Here is a 21,537-nt window from a genome sequence, read left to right on the forward strand (position 1 = left end):
GAGATAACAAATATTATCCGAAAGGATAATTGACTAACTAAGGCAAAGTAATCAACTCATTTATGCGCAGCTTGCGACGAAAGGAAGCTTTAGCGCGACAATGAGATGAACCCGCTCAAATTTCAACCTAAACATCTAATTTAAATGCATTTTTTTGAATATTACAAATTACTGCAAGTAGAATCCTAGCTGCTTCCGCACTGATTCGGGCAAGTCAGGCAAAGCACTCTTAGGTAGTAGAAAAGTCGCCATATTAAAAAAGTCCAAATAAATGCGATTAGATTCTGTGGTTTTTTTCAGATAATGATGGCCTGATGATCCCCCCGTTCCTATCTTTGTTCCCAGCATTCTCTGAACCATCATTGCGTGACGATAGCGCCAGATAGTGAGCTGTTCGTCGATTTCGGTCAGGGCAGTGATGAGCTGAAAAGGAAGATTAAAAATGGGCTCTTCTGAGTACTGCTTGATAAATAGCGCTGAAAGCAACGCTTTATGACTTAAACGAAATTTGCCTTCGCCCCTCAGCTTTTCAAACTTAGCGTCGTCAAATAGGGCATCGAAGTTCTCCATAGTCGCTTTCAAGTCTTTCAACTCTTGGCGTCTCTCTGTCTCAGATAACATGTCGCTGGTTGAAATGGTGTGATGATCATCATTCAACATGTCGTCTGCCGCATTTTTATAATATTGCCAGAAGTCGAATCCCTCGGTTTTTAAAAGTGGCATTCTTGAAAGCCACTTATCAACAAGTTCAAACAAGCTAGGCTTATTTTCAAGATTTTCGAGTAGTGCCCTGTCTTTATCTGTAAGGCGGTTATAGAAGCTTTGCTTATCGAAGTCTATTCTAAAGTCACGTTTTAGGCCGAGCGAAATCTCTAAACGTTTAAACTGGATACTTTGGAAGCCGGAGGCAGGTACAAGGTAATCTCGAAACGACAAAAACTGCTGCGGTGTCATGGTTTCCATGATGGCAATCTGATCGTTCATTAGCTTTTGAATTTGTATGACTCTTTGCAATCTATGCACAACTAAAGTCAACTGCTGATCTTTCACCGTTTCTTGATTAAAGGTATCAATAACTGCATTGAGCTCGTGAAGTACCTGTTTGAACCATAGTTCATAAACTTGATGGACGATAATGAACAACATCTCTTCGTGCGCCGTATCGCCGTATTTTTCACTTTGTAGGTCTTGGGCCCCTAATATTTTATCTAGTTGAAGGTAGTCGCCGTAATAGCAGGGCTCTATATTTTTTTTCATGTCGTTCTCGCCTTTTGGCTCTCATTTAAGTTGTTAAATGTATCATCGTCACCTCGACATCCACAGAATACAAGCTATACATTATAGGAACATACAGCCAAGATCTGTGTTGTACCGCTGTGTGCGTATAAAAATGTGTCCAATGTTATCAGATGGACCTTATTATCATGAAAGGCATCGCTGCAACGTAAATCAAAAAGCCAAAAGCACGGCGCTTAGAGTTTTATATGGGGAAGAATCATGAAGCTAGATGACGACATTCATAATTATTATGAACACCTAGTATTAGAACGAATTACCAAGTTAGGATTGGACGCAACAAAGAGCCCTGACTACTTAGCCGACTTGTGTTGTTTGGCGTTGAATCAAGTTCCACCTCGTTATATTCGATATGAGGTAGATATGGCTTTTTATTTACCCCAAAGCGAGCGTAATCAAATGGAAATGAACGTGGAGCACGCCATTAGTAAAGCACTGAAATACCTGGATGAAACAGAGAAGAATAAGAAAAGCGAAAGAACTGAAGAATAGAAGAATTTGGGTGGCAGGCCTCCAGCCACATCCCGGCACATGAGTCGTCTGCTGCGGCTGCTCCCTTCCAGGCCTGACCGAGTTCACAGAGTATCATTGCGGGAGGACCAAAAGCCCACCATAGAAAATCGCATTCAGTGCAGAGCCATTCGCCCCTGCTTGAGTGCGGGGCGCATTATGACTACTTGGCCGAGAGTTTTCAACCCTTTATGGTAAATCTCTCTTCTGCGATAACATTTGCTACGCGATTCGTTGCTGCGCCGTCCTGCTCTGCACGTTCATAAATTTCTTTCAGCGTATCGCCAATTCGCTCTATGTGCGCGCGCAGCGCTTCATTAGAACTTGTTTCCATTCGTTGATGAAAAATATCAATAACGCCACCTGCGTTAATAACATAGTCAGGCGCGTATAGAATACCGCGCTGCTGCAGTAGTTCTCCCATGTCTTCACGGGCAAGTTGATTATTCGCAGCACCGGCAATGACTTTTGCCTTTATTGTCGGTAACGTTTGATCGTTGATCGCAGCGCCCAATGCACACGGTGCGAGCACATCAACATCTAGGCTTAATATCTCTTCCGGCGCCACGGCTGTCGCACCAAACTCTGCAACTGCTTTTTCCACACCTTCTGGATAAATGTCAGCAACATAGAGTTTTGCACCGTGCTCGTGCAGATGTTTCGCCAAACGGTAGCCCACATGGCCCATGCCCTGTATTGCCACGCTCACACCATCCAAGCTGCGCTTCAAACCGTAATCTACCGTCGCTTTTAACCCAACAAATACCCCGTAAGCAGTAGAGGGCGCAGGATTTCCATCAGGCACTTCGCCTGAGTAATGATATTTTGCATTAACGCCAGCGATAAAATCAGATTCAGTCGCCATTGTTTGTAAATCAGTTACCGATATACCCGAATCTTCAGCCGTAAAGTATTTACCCCCCAACGACTCTACAAACTTACCCATGGCTTTCATCATTTCTGGCGTTTTGGCTTTTCGAGGGTCGCCAATAATGACAGATTTGCCACCACCAAGTTCAAGGTTAGCCATGGCCGCTTTATAGGTCATGCCTTTAGATAATCTCAACACATCAGTTAAAGCCTCACTACTATTTACGTAGGGCCACATACGACAACCACCGAGCGCTGGCCCCAAGTTGGTGTTGTGCACAGCAATAATGGCACTCAAGCCCGCTTTTTCATCGTGATAGAACGCAACATGTTCGTGATTATCGAACTCTGGGTGATCAAAAACTGACATATATTCCCTATTAAAACCGTGATGAATTGAAACCTACCCAATATGCTGCTGTCACGAAAAGTACACGCTTCCAGATTGGGCTGATATGAGAGTCTGATGATATTTTGCGTTACACTTACCGGCCACGCGAGGATCATCAACATTTTGCAAAGTGTATCCGATAATTCAGAGGACAGGCCTTGCAAAGTTTGTTAATGAAATTTACAAACTGAAACGCAATAGAATTGAATACAATTTTTCTAGGATGGCTATCCTAGAATTTTTTTTGATATATAATAAACATCATAAAAACGATGGAAACAGTGTTAATGAAATTGGATAAATTTGACCGTGAGATTTTACGCGTTCTTCAACAAGACGCCACGGTGTCAATGGCTGACTTGAGCCAACGTGTAGGCTTGTCTCATACTCCATGTTGGAGGCGGGTAAAACGAATGGAAGCTGATGGCATTATTCTCGGCAAAGTCACCCTTCTTAACAGTAAAAAGCTTAACTTGGGTGTGTCGGTTTTTATTTATGTGACGCTAAAAAACCACGACGGTGACTCGTTGACCGATTTCGAAAATGCCGTGCAAAATATTGACGAAATTGTGGAGTGTCACACCACCAGCGGAGAGAAGGATTACTTGTTAAAAGTCATCGTGGAAAGTATCGAGGAATATGAGTTTTTACTGAAGACAAAATTGACACACCTTCCTTTGGTAGACCATATCAGCTCTACATTTGCACTGAAGCAGGTTAAAAATACTACCGAGCTACCAATCAAACGCCAGTAATCATAATTATAGGGTCAGAGTACATTAGTACTCTGACTCCACTATCTAAATCGCGTCGATTTGACTCTCAGGCTTAGCCAATTCAAATTCCCTCAACTCGTTACAGTTTTTTACTATTTTGCTAATCAGAGGATAGCGATTCATATCTACATTGAACCGCTGCGCATTGTAAACCTGCGGTACTAAACAAATATCAGCAAGCGTCACATCAAAATCAAAGCAATACTTACCAGCTTGGGTCTGAAGTCGTTTTTCAATCCCGTCAAAACCCTGTGTTATCCAATGGGCCGCCCATCTAGCAACATCCTCTTGTGTTGCCTCAAAGCTTCCTTTTAGAGCGTTTAATACGCGAAGGTTTCCTATCGGCTGAATGTCACAGGCTATATCCTGCGCTAACGCCCTTACCCTTGCTCTCTCTGTTCGGTGTTCTGGGATAAGTTGATACCCACTTTCGTATCTCTCATCAAGATATTCGATGATAGATAGCGACTGATTCAAAATGATATCTTCATCTTCGTCAACAAAGGTGGGGACTAAGTGTGCGGGATTAAGGCGGCTATACTCGCTGCTGTGCTGCTCGCCACCATTGTTTACAAGATGTATTGGCACATACTCGTATTCAACGCCTTTTAAATTAAGCGCAATGCGCACGCGGTAAGACGCCGTTGAACGCCAATAGCCGTACAGTTTTATACTCATGAATAATAACACCTGTCATTAATTACACTGTAATAATAGTGCTTGAGACAACGTTACGCCTGTCTAATAAAACGCATCATTGTCTGCGCATGGTTTACGAAGTTGCCGTGAGGTAACAATAAACCGACAGTTTTAATAAGAACCTTACGAAAAACTGCCTCAGTTAAAAATAAAGACTTGATGGCACTGAGGCATTTTTCCCATGTTCAATTAGTTAAGTGGTTTTACCTGCTGCTCGATAGCACCAAATACCGAGTTACCTTCTTTATCCAACATTTCTATACGAATGCGATCGCCAAATTGCATGAAGGGTGTAGATGGCTTCCCGTCTCTGATTGTTTCAATCATACGTACTTCAGCAATACACGAATATCCCACACCGCCTTCAGCGATGGCCGAGCCATGATCAGTGCCTTGTTTATTCGACACAGTACCTGAACCAATTATGGCTCCCGCACCTAAATTCCTACTCTTAGCTGCATGTGCTACAAGTTGACCAAAATCAAAAGTCATATCTTGCCCCGCTTCAGGTTTTCCAAATAACTCCCCGTTATAGGTAGAGCGTAAGGGTAAATGCACTTTACTCTCTTTCCACGCATCGCCTAATTCATCTGGGGTTACGGCAACGGGTGAAAAACTCGATGCAGGCTTCGACTGAAAGAAGCCAAAACCTTTAGCTAACTCGCCAGGAATTAAACCTCTGAGCGACACATCGTTAACTAACATGATAAGACGAATGCGTTCTGAGGCTTGTTCAGGCGTGCAGGCCATAGGCACATCGTCAGTGACCACTGCAACTTCACCTTCAAAATCTATTCCCCAATCATCGCTAGGTAAGATAATGTCATCTTTTGGCCCAATAAAATCATCTGAACCCCCTTGATACATTAACGGGTCCGTCCAGAAACTTTCCGGCATTTCTGCGTTACGCGCCTTTCTTACTAGCTCTACGTGGTTAACATACGCGCTTCCGTCTGCCCACTGATAGGCTCTTGGCAGTGGTGACTCACAGCGAGACTCATCAAACGGTACGCTGTCACAGCTATTATCGTTAAGTGCTTGGTACTTCATTTGTAGCTGAGGCGCTATTTCCTTCCAGTTATCCAAAGCATCTTGCATTGTCATTGCAATGTCTTGCGCGCTGCACGCTCGAGAAAGATCCTTTGACACCACCATAAGGCAGCCGTCGCGTGTTTCATTTTTATAGGTGGCTAGTTTCATTAAAATTTCCTCGAAGATTGTCGTTCACTTGGCTTTTGCTTTTTCTTTGAGTGACTTACCCGACTGAACGGTGAGCACGATTTAAATGAGCCAACGAGCGATTAAATTTACATAAGTATAGTTATGCCATTAGTTGATATAGATTGAGAAGCATTCAACGTACGAAGTTTTATTTGGCTGTAATAAAGGGTGTACGCTATGAATACACGTAATACGCATATGGTCATAGCAGGCAGGCGCTGAGCAGGATGTAAATTTTTCGTAACAGGAATACGAGGTAGTCGTGAGGGTCTACTAACAAGAGGCAGTCGCGCTCTACTCGGTGTATTATTTGAACACCAAATAAAGCGCGTCATCTATCAAACTTATAGCTTTACCGTTGCTTTGTTTATGCCGTACTCACGTAGTTTATTGGCAATAGCTGTGTGACTAAGCCCAAGTTTTTTAGCCAACTGACGGGTACTCGGATAGGAAGGATAAAGACGTTTTAACAAGTCCTTCTCAAATTTTTTCACTTCTTCGTCTAATGTACCTTCAAAGTTTTCATCAATGTAGGTCACACTCGGTGCGCAACTTGGAAGCTGGATATCTTCCTTTGTAATTTCTTTTCCGTCCAGCAGTGACAAAGCACGATACAAGGCGTTTTGTAACTGCCTTACGTTGCCAGGCCACGGATACTGCTGAAGAAAATCAACGCATGACTTGCTTAGCTTTGCTGGGCGTCGCCCTAATTTAGTGCTGTGCTGAACGATAAAAGACTCAGCTAAGGGCACAATGTCTTGCCTGCGGTCTTTCAAAGACGGCATAACAAGACTGAGCACGTTTAGGCGATAATACAACTCTTTTCTAAATCGCCCCTCTTCTACAAGTTGACCAAGGTCGCGACATGTGGTGCAGATAAATCGAACGTCTACTTTTACCGGCTCTGAATCCCCTACTCTTCTGAATTCGCCATCTTCTAAAACTCGAAGTAACTTAGCTTGCAGCTGGGAAGACATGTCGGCTATTTCGTCCAGTAAAAGTGTGCCACCTTTGGCCTGCTCTAACAGACCTATTTTTGCATTCGGTTGATTAAAGGCACCTGCGGCATAGCCAAACAATTCTGTCTCAGCCACACTGTCTGGTAACGAAGCGCAATTCAACGCTAAAAATGCGCCTTCGCTGCGACGGCTAGACTGATGGCAGGCGCGGGCAATCATTTCTTTTCCCGTACCAGTTTCCCCGAAAATAAGTACCGGAGCGTCTAAGTCAGCAATTTGCTTTGCTTCATGAACCACCCGTTTCATTAGCGGTGATTGTACAACGAACCGATCGAAGCTGTCTGTGGGCGACTGGTGAAACGCAGTAAACTGTTGCCCTAGTCGCATTTCAGATTTTAATATGACGACGGCTCCCGCCATGATCATGTTTTGATCGCCGTCAGGTACGGTAATAGGCAACATATCGGCGAGATAATCTTGCTGAATAAACTTTACTTTAGAAGACTGCGGCCCGGGAGATTTACCGTCCATCCATTTAGTAAAGTTGAAGCCCTTTACTACTTCGCCTATTTCGGTGCCTTCAATGGCGCTATAAGGTATTTCCAGCCCTGCGCATACGGCTTCGTTGCAAAGTAGAATGTTACCTTTAGCATCGATAGAAAAAACAGGGTCAGGCAGGGTTCGTAAAATAGCGGAAAGCTGGTTCTTCTCTCGCTCTCCCGGCATGAAGAGCGTGGTCTTAACATCATCAATGCCATCTATTCGACGAATTTGGGGCATGAGGTGTTGAAAATCGGCAAACTCGATGTTAGGAAAATTTAGGAAAATTTTTCCTGCGGGATCGATTTCAATACCGCGCAAATCAATTTCTTTAGTAACGAGAATATCTAATACATCTTGTGTGATTCCAAGACGGTCCTGACAACTTATTTCTAGACGCATAGGGTGTTATAGCTATTTTGTAAACATATTTGTACAGAGTATCATACTTTTACAAAAAGATAACAAGATAAATGTTACAGAATTTCAAATTTTAAAGCACTTGGGCGCTGGCACTTCTAAGGGCAAGTAAATTCGCGTCGCTGAACGTCAGAAACAAAGACGCCGCTCGTCCGACACGGCATCCTGTATAAAACACATTTTTTTAACAATAGTACTAGCTTGCTTTCTGTTCTTTTGGAGGGAAAAGCGGGGAAAATAACCCAAGAGACTTTGCTTTTTCTACAAGTGCCATGATGTCCATTTCGGCAAGTTCAAATAAATAATCAAACTCGGGCAATACGTAGTAAAGCGGCTGCATGATATCAATGCGATATGGTGTGCGTAGCGCATCAATTGCCGTAAGCGGGTTGCGCAGAGGCGTATCGCTGTCTAAAGCATAAATAGTCTCGCCAGGGGAAGATAAGATACCTCCACCGTATATCTTCAATTCATCTTTTGCCCTCACTAAACCGAACTCTACGGTGAACCAGTAAAGACGTGCAAGGTATACTCTATCTTCTTTGCTCGCAGCAAGACCTAACTTTCCGTAGGTGTGTGTGAAATGCGCGAACGCAGGGTTCGTTAATAACGGGCAATGGCCAAATACCTCGTGAAAGATGTCCGGCTCCTGAAGATAGTCAAACTCTTCCCTAGTGCGAATAAATGTTGCTACTGGAAACTGCTTGTTAGCCAGCAACCTAAAGAATTCCCCGAAATTAATCAACGCTGGAACTTCAGCGGTTTGCCAACCTGTTTGCTCCATCAGTACTTTGTTGATATCTGGTAATTGAGGAATAGCTTTTTCGTCGAGTTTTAGTAAATCAAGCCCATCTAGATACTCTTGGCACGCTCTTTCTTTCACCAAGGGAATTTGTCTGGCATAAAGTTCTGACCAGATTTGATTCTCTTCATCTGACCAATGAATAATGCCGTTGTCATCCGATTGTCTCGACTGGTATTGCGTAGCTTTTGGCATAACTTCTTTAACCAATAAGTGATGTAAAACTTGTCTATTAGTGTAATGAAATTCCAGACGGCGAAAAGCAGCGTGCCTAATGTGGCTTATGATTTAGCTGTAACAAGAGTTTTACAATGCAATTCGAAGGTATTGTTTTGCATACTAAAAAGCCGCTTCAATGAAACGGCTTTAATGCGTTTAGCTTGCTAGAATTAAGACAAGATTAAAGACGACTTATCTCTTTATTAAGCTGATATTCTCGAGAGGTCACGTAGGTTTCCATCTTGCGAAGACGCACTTCAGCCTTTTCAAAACGATTACGTATATCATGAAACGCTTGTTTTGGAGGCTCTCCAGCCTGCCAGACTTTGGTCTTTACCTCTACCTTGGCACTTTTAACCTGCCCGGCATTTGGATTTGTCCACCCTTTTCCTTTTGAAAATACTGATGCTGATGCATTGCTTTTCAATCCCGCTGGCTTTTTATCAAGAATAAACCACGCCGCGATGTAGGCGACAAAAATAAAAGGGCCTGCTAGTAAGAAGAACCCGGTAACAACCAGTATTCTTACTAACCATGTTTCAAGGCCAAAGTACTCGGCAACACCTGAACACACCCCAGCTATTCGTGCATTCTCTGGATTACGATAGAGCTGCTTACCGTTTCTCATGCCCTATTCCTCCACTCGGGTGCCTCGCTGTCTAAAATTGCCTCTAGCGTCTCTATGCGTTCACTCATCTTTTCGGCTTTTTCAGCTAGATCCTGTAGAGCGGCATGCTCTTCTTCACTTAGTCCTTGATTAACTTGCTTTTTACTGCGGTAGTGCAAAATAAGCCAAATCGGAGCAACAAATATTGAGAACACCACAAGGGGCATAACCAACACTGCTATTGTACCTTCATCCATCTCAATCTCTCCTACAAACTCTGATGTCATTACCCTCCTGTAAATTGAACACCAGGAGGGCCCACCCTATTCTTTTTATTCTGATTTTTCAGTGCTTTTATTTGCACTTTTTACTTTAGCTTTAAGCGCGGCGAGTTCGTCTTCCACTTTGTCGCTTGCTTCTAGCTCAGCAAATTCATCCTGTAATGTCTTTTTCCCTAAATCATAGGCGTCTACCTGCGACTCAAGGTCATCAATTTTGCGCTCGTATTGCTCAAAGCGTCCCATTGCATTATCTACTTTAGTGCTATCCAACGTCTTTTTCACTTCAAGACGCGAACTTGCTGTCTTCTGGCGCATGATAATCGTTTTTTGCCGACTCTTCGCATCAGCGAGCTTATCTTGAAGTTGACCAATTTCGTCCTGAAGCTTGCTGATTTGTTCATCAACAATTGCCAACTCTTTGCTCAATACCTCGGCGGCTTCGGCAGACTTTTTCTTTTCTTGCAGTGCAGCACGTGCTAAGTCTTCCCTGTCTTTGCTCAACGCAAGCTCTGCTTTTGCTTCCCAATCGCTTGCGTCGCTTTCATACTTTGAAATCTGATTAACGATGTCTTTTTTATTGGCCAAGGTCTTTGCAGACGCCGAACGTACCTCAACCAACGTGTCTTCCATTTCCTGAATGATTAATCTAACCATTTTCTCAGGATCTTCCGCTTTGTCTAAAAGCGCATTAATATTTGAATTCACAATATCTGTAAAACGCGAGAAGATACCCATAATTATTACCTCTTGCTAAAAATAGTCAGTGTTAAAAACACCACTCTTGATAAATAGATTACTCTTGGTATTAGTGGTATTCAATATACTTGCCAACTTTCTCCCTACGCTAACCTGCTCTTTTAAATACATTTTTTTCACACCCAAATAATACTCGTTTATCAATATATTTTGCTCTACACTATTAATTGGTCGAAATGACTAACTTTTGAGGGATTTAATGAGTAGGTATCGACAACAGGATAATTTGCTTGGCCAAGCGAATAGTTTTTTAGAAGTATTAGAACAAATTTCACAGATTGCACCGCTAGATAAGCCGGTACTCGTTATTGGCGAACGAGGCACGGGCAAGGAACTCATCGCAGCACGTTTGCATTTTTTATCTAAGCGATGGGATCAGAACTATATCAAACTCAATTGTGCAGCACTGAATGAAAGCCTACTTGAAAGTGAACTTTTCGGCTATGAGGCGGGGGCGTTTACTGGTGCAGCCAAACGCAGAGAAGGTCGCTTTGAGGTTGCCAACAACGGCACACTCTTCTTAGATGAATTAGCTAACACATCGGGGCTTATTCAAGAAAAACTTCTACGCGTGGTTGAGTACGGTGAGTTTGAACGCGTGGGCGGCAGTAAATCTGTGAAAACTGATGTTCGACTTATTGCGGCAACTAATGAAGATTTGCCCGCGCTTGCAGAAGCGGGAGAGTTTCGTGCAGACCTTCTCGACAGACTTGCCTTCGACGTCATCACCATTCCCCCGCTTCGCGAACGTCGCGAAGACATTATGATGTTGGCTGAAAATTTCGCTATCAATATGGCACGTGAAATGGAGATGGAGTTATTTAGCGGATTTACGGAAAAAGCAAAGCGTACGCTCCTAGAGTACGACTGGCCGGGCAACATCCGAGAACTTAAAAATGTGGTCGAACGAGCGGTATATAGAACAAATAACCCTCACTTGCCCGTACATGAAATTATTCTTGATCCATTTGAATCTGCATTTCGTCCCAAAGGCAGAGTCAAAACAAAAGACAGAGTAAAAAGCGCTGATTTACCTCAACACGATACGCAAGTTGAAACACCGATAACAAGCGGTGTTGGTGAAAAAGCTGACGTTACTCTTCAGGCACCGACTAATCAGCAAGAAATTGTCGAATATCCCATAGATTTGAAAGAACGCTCTCAACAATATGAGATAGATATGATAAAACAGGCTCTTGCTGACAGTCAGTTTAACCAAAAGAAAACGGCTGAAAAATTGAGCCTGACGTACCATCAGTTACGAGGGTATCTCAAAAAATATAACTTATTAGATTCTTCCGCTGAAAACGTCGAGGCGTAAAGCATGTCCTATGGTTTGGTAAAGCGTTTGTCATTATGTTTGTGCACGGCGCTTGTTGTTGCATCTTGCGCTAAACAGAATAAACAAGCGTTTTACAATACGGGGATTATTTACTGCTCGGAAAGCAATCCAGTTACATTTAACCCTCAATTAGATACCTCAAGCACAACATCAGATGCGTCGTCCCATCAACTCTATGACAGACTACTCGACTTTGACCCTGAGACGGGTCGAATAGTGCCAAGTTTAGCAAGTAGTTGGTTAGTGACTAATGACGGTCTGACTTACGCATTTCAGCTCAGAAAAGATGTGTGGTTTCACAACACTGAATACTTCACGCCAACGAGAAACTTTAACGCTGATGACGTTATTTTTAGTATAGATAGATGGAGGCTCACGTCTCACCCTTATCACTATATATCAGGTGGACGCTATCCTTACTTCGAAAGCATAGGCCTTGCGCAAAATATTGCGGCGGTGGAGCGCATTAATGGTTATCGGGTAGAGATAACGCTGAAACGGCGAGACAGTTCTTTTTTGGCCAACTTAGCCACTGATTTTGCGGTAATCCTTTCAGAGGAATATGCGAGTCAACTATCGCAAGCCGGCAAACCAAGTAAAATTGATGAACTTCCTGTTGGTACTGGCCCATTTAAATTTGAAAGCTATCGAAAAGATCACTTCATAAAGTACCGCCGTCACGAAAATTATTGGCGTTTGTCTTTGTCAGCAGAAGAAAATGACAACGGTTATGATCAAGATAATGCTGAAGATAGCAAAGAATCTGAGAATGCCTCAAAATTAGCAATTGCTATCAATCAGTCAGATGAGAGCGAACATTCGGCCGTAGAGCAGCTTATTTTTGATATCACGCCACGAAGCTCACTTAGACTGGCTAAGTTAATGACAGGTGAGTGTGATGCCACCGCGTTTCCAGCGCAAACCGAGCTTGAAGTCATTCGAGCAAAAGAAGACCTAATACTTGCAGAGAAGCCGGGCTTAAATATCGGATTTTGGGCGTTTAATACCCAACGACCTCCTTTCAACAACCCAGATGTAAGACGTGCTCTAGCAGCGGCCATCGATAAAAATACCTTGTTAGAGGCTGTTTACTTTGACAGCGCTATTCGGGCGAAGACCCTATTACCCGCTGCAAGCTGGGCATTTCAAAATGATGCTGACGACACGGCTTATAACCCAGTATTAGCGCGTAAACTGCTCGCTGACGCTGGAATAAAACCTGGCTTTTCAATGACGATTTGGGCCATGCCGGTTGAGCGCGCATATAATCCGAATGCAACGAAAATGGCGGAGCTTATTCAACGATACCTAAGAGATGTCGGCGTTGAAGCGACAATTGTGAGTTATGATTGGACAACGTTCAGGCGACACTTACGCGAAGGGTTACACGACTCTGTGTTAATAGGTTGGTCTGCAGACAATGGTGATCCTGATAACTTCTATCGCCCATTATTGAGCTGCGGCGCTATCCCCTCTGGCACAAACAGAGCCATGTGGTGTAACCAAGATTATGATAGATTAATTAACGATGCGCTTAAGACTGATGATATCGAAGCGCGCAGAGCCATTTATCGACAAGTAAACCGACTGCTATATGAACGTTTACCGCTGGTGCCCATCGCCCATGCCTATCGCTATCAAGCGTATAGAAGCGAATTGGAAGGCTTAACTATAAACCCCTTTGGCGGCGTACGCTTTGGTGGAGTAGAAAAAACACTGTGACACAAATTCTCGTTAGATATTGCACGCTATTAATATTGACGCTTCTCGTGTTGACGATTATTTCGTTTTCGTTGGCCTACCTGTTTCCAGGCGACGTTTTAGAAAACCTGACAGGCCTGGTACCGCAAAATGAAATTCAGCGCGCGGCCTTGGAAAAACAGTTTAAATTAGACCAATCCTACGTACATCAGTTCTTTTATTATGTAAGCAACTTATTAACGGGGGACTGGGGATACAGTTTTACATCAGGTCTTCCACTAAGGGATGAAGTGGGGATAGCGATGCCAGCCACAATAGAGTTGGCAACATACGCAATGCTGATGGCATTATTTGTTGGTATCCCGATGGGATATTACGCGGGGATCCGTTGTTACTCGACGTCAGATTATTTAATCAACAGCGCCAGTATTACGATTTATTCTTTCCCCGTTTTCTGGTTTGCTTTGCTGCTCATCCTCATATTTAGTTTACAGTTAGACGTCGCGCCATTATCCGGGCGTATCAGTCTGCTATATAACATCGAGCCCGTTTCAGGCTTTATTCTTCTTGATATATTACTGGCAGATATTGAAAACAAACCCTTGGCATTAAAAGATGCAATTTCACACTTGGCGTTACCTACCTTTGCTATTGGCGCAATTGCTACAGCCTCTATGGCTAGAATAACGAGGCGATCTGTCATTGATGTAAAACACCGCCCTTACATTGCAGCAGCCATTTCAAGAGGCCTGTCAAGCTGGCAGATATTTTTCCGCCATATTTTGCGCAATGCCTTGCTTCCAATTTTGCCTTTGATGGCGATTCAGATTACCACCCTCATAACAAATGCTATGATCGTGGAGACCTTATTTTCCTGGCCCGGTATTGGTAATTGGCTTATTCAAGCGATTTATCAGCGGGACTACCCTGCCCTACGGATAGGAATGATGGCCGTGTCTACCGTTGTCATTACGTTAACTATCCTTGTCGATTTGTTTAACCGAGTTATTGACCCCAGTAGAGAGAAATACGAACGTGCCACAGTTTAGTTTATACGACGAAGAGTTCCACCCGTCGCCGTGGCAGCGGACATGGGCATCATTTAGAGCCAGCCATATTTCAATGCTTGGCTTAATTCTGTTGGCCTTTTTTGTGGTATTCGCGTTGTTTGCCCCCGTTATCACGCCCTATGATGCACTAGAGCAGAACATCGATGGTCTACTAATACCGCCTAGTTGGATGGCCAACGGTTCGATTTCTTATCTGTTTGGTACAGACGCACTTGGGCGTGACCTGTTTACACGCATCATATATGGCTGTCGTGTAACGCTAGGGTCGGCATTCATTACCGTTGTGCTCGCCATGTTAGTAGGGGTTAGTCTGGGCGCTTTCGCTGGTATGCTACGAGGTGTGCGCTCGAGCGTAGCCAACCACCTTCTAGATGCATTGATGGCCATTCCAACACTACTGATTGCAATTATCATAGTAGCCATTTTAGGTACGGGCCTGGTCAATAGTATGTGGGCAATTACGCTGGCTCTTATTCCCCAGTTTGTCCATCACACGCGCAGCTTCGTGCGCGGCGAAATGAAGAAAGAATACATCATAGCGTCAAAACTAGATGGCGCGAGCAAATGGCAGTTGTTCGTACATTCTATTTTACCCAACATGACTGAGATGCTCGTTGTACAAGGTACGCTTGCACTTTCCATTGCGGTTATCGATATATCCGCATTAGGGTTTCTTAATTTAGGTGCGCAATCGCCCCTTCCAGAACTAGGCGTAATTTTAGCCGATGGTTTAGATGTTACTTATCTGGCCCCGTGGAACGTTGCAGTTCCGGGTATGGCAATATTTTTCATGGTCTTATCAATCAACATTGTGGGCGACGGATTGCGTTCTGCACTAAGAAAAAGAGTGAGTCATTAATATGCCGATGCTTGATATTAAAAATCTCACGCTGGAAATGCAGAGCAGCGAAGGCACGATCAAAGCGTTAGATAAAGTAAATTTATCCGTAAGTAGCGGTGAAATTCGCGCATTAGTCGGTGAATCAGGCTCAGGTAAAAGCCTGATTGTTTCAGCCATTTGTGGCGCCCTTCCCAGTCAGTGGCATCTCACTGCAGATAGGATGAGCTGGAATGGTGAGAATTTATTGGGAATGTCAACACAACAGCGCCGTGAAGTCATGCGACGTGAGATTGCGGTAGTATTTCAAAATCCACAGGCAAGTTTAGATCCTTCCGCCACCTTAGGGGAGCAGTTAGAAGAGAGTATTCCCGATGAGTTTGTAGAGGGAGGTTGGTTTTGGCAAAGAGCACAGCAACGTAAAAAGATAGCGATCAGCACCGTTCACAAAGTAGGGATTAAACACCACAAACATTACTTGAGTGCTTTCCCGCACCAAATTCCAGCGGATATAGGCCAGAAATTTATGATTGCCATGGCGCTGGTATCTCAGCCTAAATTGCTGATTGCTGACGACCCTACACGCGGTATGGAGCCGACGACTAAAACGCAAATCTTGAAGCTTTTTACACGGCTGAACCAAACCCGTTCGCTGTCCATATTGTTTGTTAGTCATGACTTATTAGCCATTGCCAGTATGTCTCACTCAATGACGGTTCTTTATGCGGGCCAAACGGTAGAATCGGGAAAAATGAAACACATTAAAAAACGCCCGCTTCATCCTTACACTAAAGCGTTACTCGACAGCGCTCCGAGTTTCAGGAAAGACTTACCGCCAAAATCGCTTTTGCCTACGTTGAATGGCTCAATTCCTACACTTCAACATTTACCTATTGGCTGTAGATTAGGCCCTCGCTGTCCTCGCGCGCAGAGGGCATGCGTTCAAACACCCGCCGTGCGAAGAATTCATGATCATAACTATAGCTGCCATTATCCGCTGCATATGGAGAAGCTGTGATGGATATTATGGAGGTCAGAAATCTCACTTTTGTTCACAACGAGAAAAAGCGCTGGTTAAAACGCCCAGAAGTGTTTCAACTCGGACCCGTAAACCTGAGTGTAAAGCGCGGAGAAACAATCGCTATTATTGGGGAAAACCGCTCTGGAAAATCGCTGCTTGCAAAACTCTTGGTTGGCGCCTTACCCGCTGATGCTGGTGAAATTGAAATTAATACGCACAAGTATTTGGCAAAGTATCAGTCGACAGGTAATAAGCAAAAACGTACCCACGATATTCGAATGATCTTGCAACATAGCAGTGAATCCATGAACCCTGCGGTGCCCGTAGGAAAAATTTTAGATGAACCCTTGCGACTAAACACCGGGCTATCTGAAGCAGAACGCAAACCAATCATAGAAGACATGTTGGTAAAAGTGGGACTGCTAAGGGAACATTATTATTTTTACCGCCACATGCTGTCCGATGGACAACAGCAAAGGGTTGCCCTTGCCAGAGCCATTGTATTAAAACCCAAAGTGTTAGTTGCCGATGAGCCCTTTGCAGCGCTTGATCCCTCAATTCGCTCTCAAACAGTAAACTTGATTTTGCAGCTTCAACAAGAACTCGGTCTAGCTTTCGTATTTATAAGCCACAACCTTGGTATTGTAAGGCATATCGCAGATAGAGTTATTGTAATGGAGAATGGGGAAATTGTAGAAGAAGGTAAAACAGAAACCATCTTTAGATGGCCTCAGCATATTCGCACTAAGAAATTAGTTACGGCCTATCAGTCTCTTGTTCCTCAACAGACTATTTGATAGACCTACAGAAAGAATAAAGGGGCTAATGCGCCCCTTTTTAAGTAAGTAATATGTAAACGGCTGTTTTGCTTTAATCCTGTTTCTATCTAGCCTACTAGCGCCAGTAAGATTCCTGCAGCTACGGCACTCCCCAATACACCGGCCACATTGGGGCCCATTGCATGCATTAATAAGAAGTTGTGAGGGTTGGCCTCTAAGCCAACTTTATTAACCACCCGAGCAGCCATAGGCACCGCAGATACACCTGCTGCGCCAATAAGTGGATTGATGCTTCCACCTGACAATTTGCTCATCAGTTTGGCCATGAGAACACCTGCAGCTGTACCGATACCAAATGCTACCGCGCCTAAACCAAGAATCCCCAACGTTTCTACTGTTAAGAAGGCCTCTGCTGAAAGCTTTGAGCCAACCGCTAACCCCAGAAATATCGTAACAGTATTGATAAGCTCGTTCTGCGCGGTTTTACTTAGCCTGTCAACAACACCGCACTCTTTCATTAAGTTTCCAAAGCAAAACATGCCCACCAGCGGTGTAGCAGCGGGTAAGAACAAAATAGTCATAAACAGCACCGCTAAAGGAAAAATAATTTTTTCGCGCTTTGATACTGGTCGAAGCTGCCCCATTTTTATCTCGCGCTCTTCCTTCGTGGTCAATGCTTTCATAATTGGGGGCTGGATAATAGGCACTAACGCCATGTAGGAATACGCGGCCACGGCAATGGCACCAAGTAAGTCAGGGGCTAGCCTTGAAGCTAAGAAAATCGCCGTCGGCCCATCTGCACCGCCTATAATCGCAATAGCGCTTGCATCCTTCAACGTAAACTCGAAACCAGGGATTAGGTTTAAAGCAATGGCTCCGAACAAGGTTGCAAAAATCCCAAACTGCGCAGCTGCGCCAAGTAGCAGCATCTTAGGGTTGGCAATAAGCGCACTAAAATCAGTCATCGCGCCAACGCCCATAAAGATGAGCAGGGGAAATACGCCCGTATCTATGCCGATTTTGTAGATGTAGTGCAGTAAACCACCCGCCTCTGAAAAACCTGCAATAGGGATGTTAGTGAGCAACGCCCCAAAACCTATGGGCAATAAAAGCAATGGCTCGAACTTTTTAACAATGGCTAAGTACAGTAAGCCGAAGCCTACTGCCATCATTATCAGCTGGCCAGCTTCAAAATGCGCGAGCGCGGTACTATCCCAAAGTACCATTAACTTATCCATGTATTACCCCAATAAGATTAACGGTTGACCAGTCGTTACGGCATCGCCTTCACCCACGGAAACGTCGGTGACAGTTCCAGTAAAGGCGGAGCGGATCTCTGTCTCCATCTTCATGGCTTCAAGGATCACCACCACATCGCCTTCTGATACGCTGTCACCGTTTCTTACCAAGATTTTGAACACGTTACCCGCTAGCGGTGCATCAATAGACTGAGAAGAGGTCGCAGAGGCTGACGCTGCACTATTCGCTGGGGCTTGGGGCTGTGCTTGCGTGTTAGACCCGTCTGCAGGAGTCACGCTCGTCAAGGTACCAGAAGGCGCCACTTCAACGCGATACACTTTGCCATCAACATTTACATCATACATTTCTGACGAGGTAGACGCTTTTGCGTTTGATGTGGCTTTAACGGGCTCTGATAGATTCGAACGTGATGAATCTTGTTCGCCCGGAGCTGGTTCAAATGCATCTGGGTTACCGCGATTTTCAATAAACTTAAGACCAATTTGAGGGAACAAGGCGTAAGTAAGCACATCATCAATCTTGTCTTCTGACAGAGATAGTTGTTTTTTTTCTGCTAAAGCATCAAGTTCTTTACTAAGCGTATCAAGTTCTGGGGCAATATTATCAGCCGGACGGCATGTTATTGGCTCTGCGCCATCCAGTACCCGTTCTTGCAGAGCTTTGTTCACGGGGGCGGCAGTAGCACCGTACTCGCCTTTTAATACGCCAGCCGTTTCTTTCGTAATGCTTTTATAACGCTCACCCGTTAATACATTAAGAACAGACTGGGTACCGACTATCTGCGATGTTGGAGTGACAAGCGGAATAAACCCCAAGTCTTCGCGCACTCGAGGAATTTCTTTTAGTACTTCCTCGAATTTATCTTCAGCGCCTTGCTCTTTAAGCTGACTTTCCATATTCGTTAACATTCCGCCTGGCACTTGTGCTAAAAGAATTCGTGCATCAACGCCTTTTAGGCTGCCTTCGAACTGACTGTATTTCTTTCTTACTTCTCTGAAATAACTAGCAATCTCTTCAAGTTCAGGAAGTGAAATACCAGTATCGCGCTCTGTACCTTCAACGATAGAGACCATAGTTTCCGTTGCACTGTGACCGTAAGTCATACTCATAGAAGATATAGCGGTATCTAACATATCAATACCCGCATCAATCGCTTTTTGGTATGTAGCTGTGCTCAGCCCCGTTGTTGCATGACACTGCATGGCAATAGGCACGCTCACTGTTTCTTTTAAACCAGTAATTAATGCTTCACATTCATAAGGCTTTAAAAGCCCTGCCATGTCTTTTACGCAAATAGAATGTACACCTAAATCTTCAAGCTGCTTAGCCATGTCTAACCAAAGCTTAAGATTGTGAACTGGGCTAACTGTATAAGAAATAGTGCCCTGAGCGTGTGCGCCGCTGTCTATTGTTGCCTTGATTGCTGTTTTTAAATTACGGATGTCATTCATGGCATCGAAGATCCTAAACACGTCAACGCCGCTTTCGTGGGCTCGTTCGACAAAACGTGTCACTACATCGTCGGCATAATGACGATATCCCAACAGGTTTTGACCACGCAGTAGCATTTGCTGCTTAGTGTTAGGCATAGCTGCTTTAAGTTTTCGTATACGTTCCCAAGGATCTTCGCCTAAGTAACGAATACACGCATCAAAGGTAGCGCCTCCCCATGACTCTACCGACCAAAAGCCGGCTTTATCTAATTTTTCCGCTATAGGAAGCATATCTTCGATACGCATACGCGTAGCAAGAAGCGATTGATGGGCATCACGCAGGACCAGCTCGGTAAGGGCCAGAGGCTTTGACATGGTAACTCCTGATTAGGCTTATTTTTTTGAATTATGACGATGGGTATGGATGGCTGCGGAAATAGCTGCGATAACATTTCCGTCTATTCCAGGTTGTACCGCTTGATTGTTTCTTTTTACGTTGACCGCGGGCTCTTCAATATCACCGGGGAAAGCTTCGCAAAAGCGTGCGATTAAGTGTATACCTACGATAAGAAGCCCGAGAAATGAAAAAACAAACACCATTCCAATAAGCATTAATGAGCCCGCTTCAAGAAGCAAGCTACCGACGGATCCCGAATTCATATTCAATCCTGTGTGTATATTTGTACCTGAATAAGTATCACGAGGGTTTTGAAAACACAACATAACAGCATAAAAAACCACTAAAAACCCAACAACCCGCCAACAAATGAAATTTAATGCACTTTTGCTTAATAGAATTGCAACGAAGACTCAGTACACCGGTCATGCCTAAACTAAGATTTTGCACATTTACAGGTCATATTGTTACGCCATGATTTAATGAAAGCCTATATTTTCTGAAAAGTCACTATCTAACTGCTTTGCAAAATCTTTTGCATGCATGGCAACAAGTTCTAACTGCATGTGCCGCTCGTCTTCTGGGATGTAGACAGGAACATTGACCGGTGTACCGTTACCATCTACTGCCATAAAGGTAATAAAACAGCGATTTGCCACCGTCGTTGTGTCTGCAGTCGCATCGCCAGATTTCACCGTCACGTAAATATGCATACTTGATGCGCCTGTATGAACCAAAGAAGCGGTGATTTCTATTAATTGGCCAACTTTAATAGGCTTAATGAAACGAATTCCATTAGCAGAAACCGTAACGCAATAGCATTTAGACCACTGAGCCGCACACGCGTAGGCTGCTTGGTCTATCCATTTCATAACGATACCGCCGTGTACATTACCACCAAAATTAACATCTGTGGGTTCTGCTAAAAATCGAAAAGTCGTGGATGGGTGTGCCATAGTGATGCCTCGCTTAGTACTGCTTAATTATCAGTTAAAGTTTAGCTCAATTTTCGCGCAGCGCGCTTAGACTAAAGTAGGAGTTCCGGTGAGAAAAGATGTAGAGCGATGAATTACGCATCAAGGTAACAGCGTGTCGACTAATGGGGGTTCTCTAAACATGTTGGTAGAAATGAAAAAGCCCACCTTCAAGGTGGGCTTATCAATATGGCGCGTGTGGAAGGATTCGAACCTCCGACCGCCTGGTTCGTAGCCAGGTACTCTATCCAGCTGAGCTACACACGCGTTAACTTGTATACTTTCGAATTTTACTTCGAAAGGTGACGCTTTAAATTAAGTGGCGCGTGTGGAAGGATTCGAACCTCCGACCGCCTGGTTCGTAGCCAGGTACTC

The 21,537-nt window shown here is 44.1% G+C and carries 21 protein-coding genes, 2 tRNA genes and 1 other RNA gene (1 of these 24 running past the window's edge); 8 read left to right on the top strand and 16 right to left on the bottom strand.

What is annotated here, in order from left to right; genetic code table 11:
* Positions 1 to 168: 168 nt before the first annotated feature.
* A complete protein-coding gene (locus tag JC525_RS00995) occupies positions 169 to 1,257 on the bottom strand; it encodes a tryptophan 2,3-dioxygenase family protein (RefSeq protein WP_198813412.1) in 1,089 nt (362 codons plus the stop codon).
* A 240-nt stretch (positions 1,258 to 1,497) separates the two neighbouring features.
* Here JC525_RS00995 and JC525_RS01000 point away from each other — a divergent pair, with 240 nt between their 5' ends.
* On the top strand, positions 1,498 to 1,788 hold the full coding sequence (locus tag JC525_RS01000) for a late competence development ComFB family protein (protein WP_198813415.1): 291 nt from the start codon (positions 1,498 to 1,500) through the stop codon (positions 1,786 to 1,788).
* Positions 1,789 to 1,804: 16 nt separating this feature from the next.
* On the opposite strand, the gene ffs is transcribed toward JC525_RS01000, so the two are convergent.
* Positions 1,805 to 1,901: signal recognition particle sRNA small type (ffs, locus tag JC525_RS01005), an RNA gene on the bottom strand.
* Positions 1,902 to 1,987: 86 nt separating this feature from the next.
* The gene (locus tag JC525_RS01010) at positions 1,988 to 3,046 is read right to left on the bottom strand and encodes a Glu/Leu/Phe/Val dehydrogenase (protein ID WP_198813418.1); all 1,059 of its coding nucleotides are present in this window, start codon (positions 3,044 to 3,046) and stop codon (positions 1,988 to 1,990) included.
* A 308-nt stretch (positions 3,047 to 3,354) separates the two neighbouring features.
* Here JC525_RS01010 and JC525_RS01015 point away from each other — a divergent pair, with 308 nt between their 5' ends.
* On the top strand, positions 3,355 to 3,822 hold the full coding sequence (locus JC525_RS01015) for an Lrp/AsnC family transcriptional regulator (protein ID WP_071817410.1): 468 nt from the start codon (positions 3,355 to 3,357) through the stop codon (positions 3,820 to 3,822).
* Between the two features lie 45 nt (positions 3,823 to 3,867).
* Here JC525_RS01015 and maiA read toward each other — a convergent pair whose 3' ends face one another.
* From maiA to pspA, 7 genes are all read right to left on the bottom strand, one after another.
* Positions 3,868 to 4,521 carry a maleylacetoacetate isomerase gene (gene maiA / locus JC525_RS01020; protein WP_198813421.1) on the bottom strand — a complete coding sequence of 218 codons (654 nt, stop codon included), beginning with the start codon at positions 4,519 to 4,521 and terminating at the stop codon, positions 3,868 to 3,870.
* Between the two features lie 210 nt (positions 4,522 to 4,731).
* Entirely contained in the window at positions 4,732 to 5,742 is a 1,011-nt protein-coding gene (locus JC525_RS01025; RefSeq protein ID WP_198813424.1) for a fumarylacetoacetate hydrolase family protein, read from the bottom strand.
* A gap of 365 nt (positions 5,743 to 6,107) precedes the next feature.
* On the bottom strand, positions 6,108 to 7,664 hold the full coding sequence (gene tyrR / locus JC525_RS01030; protein ID WP_198813427.1) for a transcriptional regulator TyrR: 1,557 nt from the start codon (positions 7,662 to 7,664) through the stop codon (positions 6,108 to 6,110).
* A gap of 214 nt (positions 7,665 to 7,878) precedes the next feature.
* Positions 7,879 to 8,679: a phenylalanine 4-monooxygenase gene (gene phhA, locus JC525_RS01035; protein WP_198813430.1), complete on the bottom strand. Its 801-nt coding sequence runs from the start codon at positions 8,677 to 8,679 to the stop codon at positions 7,879 to 7,881.
* A gap of 205 nt (positions 8,680 to 8,884) precedes the next feature.
* Positions 8,885 to 9,331 (bottom strand): envelope stress response membrane protein PspC, encoded by a 447-nt coding sequence (pspC, locus tag JC525_RS01040; protein ID WP_198813433.1) that lies wholly within the window; start codon positions 9,329 to 9,331, stop codon positions 8,885 to 8,887.
* Positions 9,328 to 9,567, bottom strand: coding sequence for an envelope stress response membrane protein PspB (gene pspB, locus JC525_RS01045; RefSeq protein WP_198813893.1), 240 nt, complete (start codon positions 9,565 to 9,567; stop codon positions 9,328 to 9,330). Before pspB ends, pspC begins: the two co-directional genes overlap by 4 nt.
* A 75-nt stretch (positions 9,568 to 9,642) precedes the next feature.
* Positions 9,643 to 10,326, bottom strand: a complete 684-nt coding sequence (gene pspA / locus JC525_RS01050; protein WP_198813436.1) for a phage shock protein PspA — start codon at positions 10,324 to 10,326, stop codon at positions 9,643 to 9,645.
* Positions 10,327 to 10,546: 220 nt separating this feature from the next.
* On the opposite strand from pspA, the gene pspF reads away from it, so the two are divergent.
* Genes pspF through JC525_RS01080 form a run of 6 tightly spaced genes read left to right on the top strand, consistent with a single transcriptional unit; the run spans position 10,547 to position 17,116 of the window.
* Positions 10,547 to 11,668 carry a phage shock protein operon transcriptional activator gene (gene pspF / locus JC525_RS01055; protein WP_198813439.1) on the top strand — a complete coding sequence of 374 codons (1,122 nt, stop codon included), beginning with the start codon at positions 10,547 to 10,549 and terminating at the stop codon, positions 11,666 to 11,668.
* Between the two features lie 3 nt (positions 11,669 to 11,671).
* Positions 11,672 to 13,411 (top strand): ABC transporter substrate-binding protein, encoded by a 1,740-nt coding sequence (locus JC525_RS01060; RefSeq protein ID WP_198813443.1) that lies wholly within the window; start codon positions 11,672 to 11,674, stop codon positions 13,409 to 13,411.
* A gap of 47 nt (positions 13,412 to 13,458) precedes the next feature.
* Positions 13,459 to 14,439, top strand: coding sequence for an ABC transporter permease (locus tag JC525_RS01065; protein WP_332874064.1), 981 nt, complete (start codon positions 13,459 to 13,461; stop codon positions 14,437 to 14,439).
* Positions 14,426 to 15,319, top strand: a complete 894-nt coding sequence (locus JC525_RS01070; protein ID WP_198813451.1) for an ABC transporter permease subunit — start codon at positions 14,426 to 14,428, stop codon at positions 15,317 to 15,319. Before JC525_RS01065 ends, JC525_RS01070 begins: the two co-directional genes overlap by 14 nt.
* Before the next feature lies 1 nt (position 15,320).
* Positions 15,321 to 16,316 (top strand): peptide ABC transporter ATP-binding protein, encoded by a 996-nt coding sequence (locus JC525_RS01075; RefSeq protein WP_198813462.1) that lies wholly within the window; start codon positions 15,321 to 15,323, stop codon positions 16,314 to 16,316.
* Positions 16,316 to 17,116 (top strand): ATP-binding cassette domain-containing protein, encoded by an 801-nt coding sequence (locus JC525_RS01080; protein ID WP_198813469.1) that lies wholly within the window; start codon positions 16,316 to 16,318, stop codon positions 17,114 to 17,116. The genes JC525_RS01075 and JC525_RS01080 overlap by 1 nt, the downstream gene beginning before the upstream one ends.
* An 89-nt stretch (positions 17,117 to 17,205) precedes the next feature.
* On the opposite strand, the gene JC525_RS01085 is transcribed toward JC525_RS01080, so the two are convergent.
* From JC525_RS01085 to JC525_RS01110, 6 genes are all read right to left on the bottom strand, one after another.
* Positions 17,206 to 18,336 carry a sodium ion-translocating decarboxylase subunit beta gene (locus tag JC525_RS01085; protein WP_198813471.1) on the bottom strand — a complete coding sequence of 377 codons (1,131 nt, stop codon included), beginning with the start codon at positions 18,334 to 18,336 and terminating at the stop codon, positions 17,206 to 17,208.
* Positions 18,337 to 18,339: 3 nt separating this feature from the next.
* Entirely contained in the window at positions 18,340 to 20,166 is a 1,827-nt protein-coding gene (gene oadA, locus JC525_RS01090) for a sodium-extruding oxaloacetate decarboxylase subunit alpha (RefSeq protein WP_198813473.1), read from the bottom strand.
* Between the two features lie 18 nt (positions 20,167 to 20,184).
* A complete protein-coding gene (locus tag JC525_RS01095) occupies positions 20,185 to 20,451 on the bottom strand; it encodes an OadG family protein (protein ID WP_198813474.1) in 267 nt (88 codons plus the stop codon).
* A gap of 216 nt (positions 20,452 to 20,667) precedes the next feature.
* Positions 20,668 to 21,144 carry an acyl-CoA thioesterase gene (locus JC525_RS01100; RefSeq protein ID WP_198813477.1) on the bottom strand — a complete coding sequence of 159 codons (477 nt, stop codon included), beginning with the start codon at positions 21,142 to 21,144 and terminating at the stop codon, positions 20,668 to 20,670.
* Between the two features lie 208 nt (positions 21,145 to 21,352).
* Positions 21,353 to 21,429 (bottom strand) — tRNA-Arg (locus tag JC525_RS01105).
* Between the two features lie 53 nt (positions 21,430 to 21,482).
* Positions 21,483 to 21,537, bottom strand: a tRNA-Arg gene (locus JC525_RS01110) (it continues 122 nt past the right edge of the window).

Source organism: Alteromonas sp. IB21, from assembly GCF_016405965.1.
Lineage (GTDB): Bacteria > Pseudomonadota > Gammaproteobacteria > Enterobacterales > Alteromonadaceae > Alteromonas.

Bases quoted from the DNA above. Each gene is read 5' to 3' on its own strand.
- JC525_RS00995 (WP_198813412.1), bottom strand. From the start codon at position 1,257: ATGAAAAAAAATATAGAGCCCTGCTATTACGGCGACTACCTTCAACTA.
- JC525_RS01000 (WP_198813415.1), top strand. From the start codon at position 1,498: ATGAAGCTAGATGACGACATTCATAATTATTATGAACACCTAGTATTA.
- JC525_RS01010 (WP_198813418.1), bottom strand. From the start codon at position 3,046: ATGTCAGTTTTTGATCACCCAGAGTTCGATAATCACGAACATGTTGCG.
- JC525_RS01015 (WP_071817410.1), top strand. From the start codon at position 3,355: ATGAAATTGGATAAATTTGACCGTGAGATTTTACGCGTTCTTCAACAA.
- maiA (WP_198813421.1), bottom strand. From the start codon at position 4,521: ATGAGTATAAAACTGTACGGCTATTGGCGTTCAACGGCGTCTTACCGC.
- JC525_RS01025 (WP_198813424.1), bottom strand. From the start codon at position 5,742: ATGAAACTAGCCACCTATAAAAATGAAACACGCGACGGCTGCCTTATG.
- tyrR (WP_198813427.1), bottom strand. From the start codon at position 7,664: ATGCGTCTAGAAATAAGTTGTCAGGACCGTCTTGGAATCACACAAGAT.
- phhA (WP_198813430.1), bottom strand. From the start codon at position 8,679: ATGCCAAAAGCTACGCAATACCAGTCGAGACAATCGGATGACAACGGC.
- pspC (WP_198813433.1), bottom strand. From the start codon at position 9,331: ATGAGAAACGGTAAGCAGCTCTATCGTAATCCAGAGAATGCACGAATA.
- pspB (WP_198813893.1), bottom strand. From the start codon at position 9,567: ATGGATGAAGGTACAATAGCAGTGTTGGTTATGCCCCTTGTGGTGTTC.
- pspA (WP_198813436.1), bottom strand. From the start codon at position 10,326: ATGGGTATCTTCTCGCGTTTTACAGATATTGTGAATTCAAATATTAAT.
- pspF (WP_198813439.1), top strand. From the start codon at position 10,547: ATGAGTAGGTATCGACAACAGGATAATTTGCTTGGCCAAGCGAATAGT.
- JC525_RS01060 (WP_198813443.1), top strand. From the start codon at position 11,672: ATGTCCTATGGTTTGGTAAAGCGTTTGTCATTATGTTTGTGCACGGCG.
- JC525_RS01075 (WP_198813462.1), top strand. From the start codon at position 15,321: ATGCCGATGCTTGATATTAAAAATCTCACGCTGGAAATGCAGAGCAGC.
- JC525_RS01080 (WP_198813469.1), top strand. From the start codon at position 16,316: ATGGATATTATGGAGGTCAGAAATCTCACTTTTGTTCACAACGAGAAA.
- JC525_RS01085 (WP_198813471.1), bottom strand. From the start codon at position 18,336: ATGGATAAGTTAATGGTACTTTGGGATAGTACCGCGCTCGCGCATTTT.
- oadA (WP_198813473.1), bottom strand. From the start codon at position 20,166: ATGTCAAAGCCTCTGGCCCTTACCGAGCTGGTCCTGCGTGATGCCCAT.
- JC525_RS01095 (WP_198813474.1), bottom strand. From the start codon at position 20,451: ATGAATTCGGGATCCGTCGGTAGCTTGCTTCTTGAAGCGGGCTCATTA.
- JC525_RS01100 (WP_198813477.1), bottom strand. From the start codon at position 21,144: ATGGCACACCCATCCACGACTTTTCGATTTTTAGCAGAACCCACAGAT.